A 3,531-nucleotide genomic window follows, 5' to 3' on the forward strand; every position below is an offset into this window, starting at 1 on the left:
CTGCCTCTGGCGCAGAAGGCTGTTGACCTCACTAAGGGTGAGGACGGCATGATCCTGGACACGCTGGCGTTTATCCACTACAAGGCGGGCAACCTCAAAGAGGCACTCACGCTGCAAGAGAAGGCGATGACCAAGCTGCCCGCAGAAACCCCGGCGGAGATCAAGAAAGAGATGGAAGAGCGCCTGGTACTCTACAAGAGCAAGCAGTAGAGACACGCCAAACCCACCCCGGCACACGCTGTGCAAGTGGCCAGGTGGGTTTACCGGGTACAATAGCCCGGATTATTCCAGGAGATTCTCTCGATGGTGCTAAACCGATTTGCTTTTATTCTCTCAATATTTGGCCTCGTCGTTGCCGCGTACATGTGGAATATGCACTCGCATCCGCAGGACATCCCCTGTGGCATCCACATGACCAAACTCTCTGAGTGCACCCAAGTTGCGCTGAGCAAGTACTCACGCTTTCCCGTGGGGTACGGCCCCCCTGTGGCAATGTGGGGAACCTTTGGCTATCTTGGTCTTGCGGGTCTCGCGTTTTTGAGGACGGTGTTTGAGGATGCAAAACGGAGTCGGCAGCTTCTCACTCTCGGGCTGGCGCTTGCAGCCGGGGCACTGGGATTCGCCCTCTGGCTTACCTATATTGAGATTTATGTGCTTGACGCTATCTGCAAGTGGTGCATGACAAGCCAGGGGATTATTGCGGGAATCTTTTTACTTCACTTGACCGACTGGCTCCGGCCATTGATCGGTGGGACGCCAAAGAAATCATGAAATCTGAGACGAAATTATTAGTTGTGATGGGGGCGATTGTCGCTCTCGGGGCGGGTTTTCTGACATTGACCCGAGACCCCACGCTCGATCCACCTAAGCCACCCCCGACACCCGCGCCGCTTACGGAGGCACGGTTTGCGGAGCTTGCGAAGGGGACACGTCATTTTAAGGGGCCTGCTGATGCACGCTTCACCGTGATCGAGTTTGCCGATTTTCAGTGCCCCTCATGTCGCTTTGCCTACGAGACGGCCATCAAAGACCTTGGGACGAAATTTCCTCAGGTTCGCTTTGGTTTCCGGCACTTCCCGTTGGAGCGTCCTCATCCCTTTGCCATGCCTGCCGCGGTGATGTCCGAGGTGGCAGGTCGTCAGGCACCAGAGAAATTCTGGGAGTCCTATGAGGCGTTGATGAAGGGTAAGGACGAGCTCGTAGATACGGCCTTCATTGAAAAGGCCGCTGTTGAAGCTAAGCTTGACATGGAGCGCTACAAAAAAGAGAAAAACGATGCGGCACTGTCAAAATTAGTACAGTCCGACCGCGACACGGGGATTAGCTTCGGGGTCAACGAGACCCCCACGTTCTTTGTGCATGATAATAAGACGAAGCGGACGGTGATGGTCACGGGCTATCGGCAGCTCTACCCGGAGATTAAAGACATCCCCGGACTGCCGACGCCCATGCCGTCCTCGGATGGCTCCGCACCGCCGCCGCCTGAGGATGGCTCCGCGCCTCGTTCGACCAAGTGAGCACCTGCACACTTCTGCTGGTTCGTCACGGCGAGACCGACTGGAATGCGGAGCAGCGCTGGCAGGGGCAGTGTGATGTCCCGCTCAATGAGACAGGCCGTGTGCAAGCACGCCGACTGGGGACACGCCTTGCCCGGCTCTGGGAGCAGGGGACGCTTCCCCGACCGGCACGTGTCCTTGTCTCTGATCTTTCCCGCGCCATCGAGACTGCTCAGCTCTTAAATGTGGCACCGCTGCTGGAGACCGACATTCGGCTTCGGGAGCGTGGTTTTGGCTCGTGGGAAGGCAGGACAAGCACGGAGGTCGGTCATGCCCCTGGTAGCCGTGAGCGAGCCCCGGATGCGGAATCCCTAGAGAGTGTCTGGGAGCGCATGCGGGCAGTGATTGAGCCGCTTGAGGGAGTCGTGCTGATCGTGGGGCATGGTGGTGCGCTGCGAGCGCTCCTCGCTCATGCGGCAGGGCACGGCCCCGAGGGAATGCGGCACTTTACCCTCGCGAACACGAGCCTTTCGGTTGTGACCTATGCGCCGCAGGACAGTAAGCTGCTCCGCCTCAACGATATAGCGCATCTCGAAGATGGAATCTAAGGTATGCAAGACAAGAAAGATCTCCCCAATTTTGCGGCTGTTGCTCCCGGCATCTGGCGAGGTGCCGCCCCCACGAACGAGGGTTTTAAGCAGCTCAAGGCAAAAGGCGTGCGCACGGTTATTGATCTGCGCATCGAGAAAAAAGGGCAAGCAGAGGAAGAAGCCGCCACTAAGGCGCTTGGGCTGAAGCGTGTGCGTATCCCGATGGGGGCGGAGGCACCCACCGAAAAGCAGGTCAAGGAGTTTCTCGGACTACTCGCCAAATCGGCGACGGAGCCTGTATTTGTGCACTGCCAGCACGGAGCCGACCGCACGGGAGCGATGGTGGGTATCTGGCGTGTCACACAGCAGGGCTGGGGTTTTGATCAGACCTGGGTGGAGATGCGCAAGTACGGCTTTAAGTCGTGGCTCAAAGAGCTAAAAGGGGCGGTGGAGAAGCGGGTCAAAAAGAAATAGGCCGGGGCAAACAGCCCCGGCCTTGCTGCCTCGCTCTGGCCGCTTACCTACTTTTTACCGCCTGCCTTGAGGGCATCCGCTTCCTTCATCAACTTGCCGTCGGGGCCTTGCCAGCGATTGATTTTGGCGTTCCAGACGGGCTTGCCTGCTGTTGCCATCTTAGGCGCACCTGTCATCTTCGAACCCGCTGCCATCTTGGGTGCGCCTGCGGTTGCCATTTTTTCGCCACTGGCTTTCACAAACCGTCCCTTGGCATCGCGAGCGGCTCCTGGCTTCTTGGGTTCTTCTTTTTTTGCGTCCGCCTTGATAAACCGTCCTTTTGCATCACGCTGTGGGGCGACTTTTGCGCCTTTTTCCCCTGGCTTAGTCTCACCGGGTTTGGTACCCTGGGCAAACGCCGAGAGGGAGAAGAGGCTTACTGCGCCCAGCGCGATCAAAGACGAAAGTACACGATTACGAAGCATTGTTGGCTCCCTGTTTCTTAGAGTTAGTGATGTAACCCAACAGGGTCACACCTGTATTTTGAGTGCCTGAGACATGAGAAATGTTCCACAGACGGGTACAGTATAGCATGTCGTCGTCACTACAAAAAGTCTTGCCTCGGCGCTGGTATTTGGATGCACTCTCAAGCCTGGCTTTTTTAGCGCTGGGGGTTTTCCTGATACGGCCCTTGAAAGCGTTTCCTCCTCTCGCGGTGTTTGTGGTCTTGTTTCATCTGGGCATGGCGTATTTTTTTGGACGAAGTGCTTTGCGTAGTCTTTTGAAAATCCGACAGACTCCCTAGAAACGAGAAGTTGCGGGAAATGGAGCACGACGAGGCTGGTAGAATACCCTCGTGGAGAACTTCAAGCGCCTGCTGCACTATCTGCATCCTTACCGTGTTAGGGTTGGTCTGTCTGTGATCCTGATGTTCGTGGTGACACTCTCCGCGATCCCGATGCCGCTCTTTCAGAAGCAGATTCTAGATGTGG

Annotated in this window: 6 protein-coding genes; 5 read left to right on the plus strand and 1 reads right to left on the minus strand. The window is 56.7% G+C overall.

The window, feature by feature from the left end:
• From ACH2EH_RS17640 to ACH2EH_RS17660, 5 genes are all read left to right on the plus strand, one after another.
• Positions 1–210, plus strand: a 210-nt coding sequence (locus ACH2EH_RS17640; RefSeq protein ID WP_395143639.1) for a hypothetical protein, incomplete at its 5' end; no start/stop codon positions are given.
• Positions 211–303: 93 nt separating this feature from the next.
• Positions 304–771 carry a vitamin K epoxide reductase family protein gene (locus ACH2EH_RS17645; protein WP_395143641.1) on the plus strand — a complete coding sequence of 156 codons (468 nt, stop codon included), beginning with the start codon at positions 304–306 and terminating at the stop codon, positions 769–771.
• Positions 768–1,517 (plus strand): DsbA family protein, encoded by a 750-nt coding sequence (locus tag ACH2EH_RS17650; RefSeq protein ID WP_395143642.1) that lies wholly within the window; start codon positions 768–770, stop codon positions 1,515–1,517. Before ACH2EH_RS17645 ends, ACH2EH_RS17650 begins: the two co-directional genes overlap by 4 nt.
• Entirely contained in the window at positions 1,514–2,104 is a 591-nt protein-coding gene (locus ACH2EH_RS17655; protein ID WP_395143644.1) for a histidine phosphatase family protein, read from the plus strand. The genes ACH2EH_RS17650 and ACH2EH_RS17655 overlap by 4 nt, the downstream gene beginning before the upstream one ends.
• Positions 2,105–2,107: 3 nt before the next feature.
• Positions 2,108–2,560 (plus strand): tyrosine-protein phosphatase, encoded by a 453-nt coding sequence (locus ACH2EH_RS17660; protein ID WP_395143645.1) that lies wholly within the window; start codon positions 2,108–2,110, stop codon positions 2,558–2,560.
• Between the two features lie 47 nt (positions 2,561–2,607).
• On the opposite strand, the gene ACH2EH_RS17665 is transcribed toward ACH2EH_RS17660, so the two are convergent.
• Positions 2,608–3,024: a hypothetical protein gene (locus ACH2EH_RS17665; protein WP_395143647.1), complete on the minus strand. Its 417-nt coding sequence runs from the start codon at positions 3,022–3,024 to the stop codon at positions 2,608–2,610.
• Positions 3,025–3,531: the final 507 nt, after the last annotated feature.

This window comes from Armatimonas sp., from assembly GCF_043760365.1.
GTDB lineage: Bacteria > Armatimonadota > Armatimonadia > Armatimonadales > Armatimonadaceae > Armatimonas.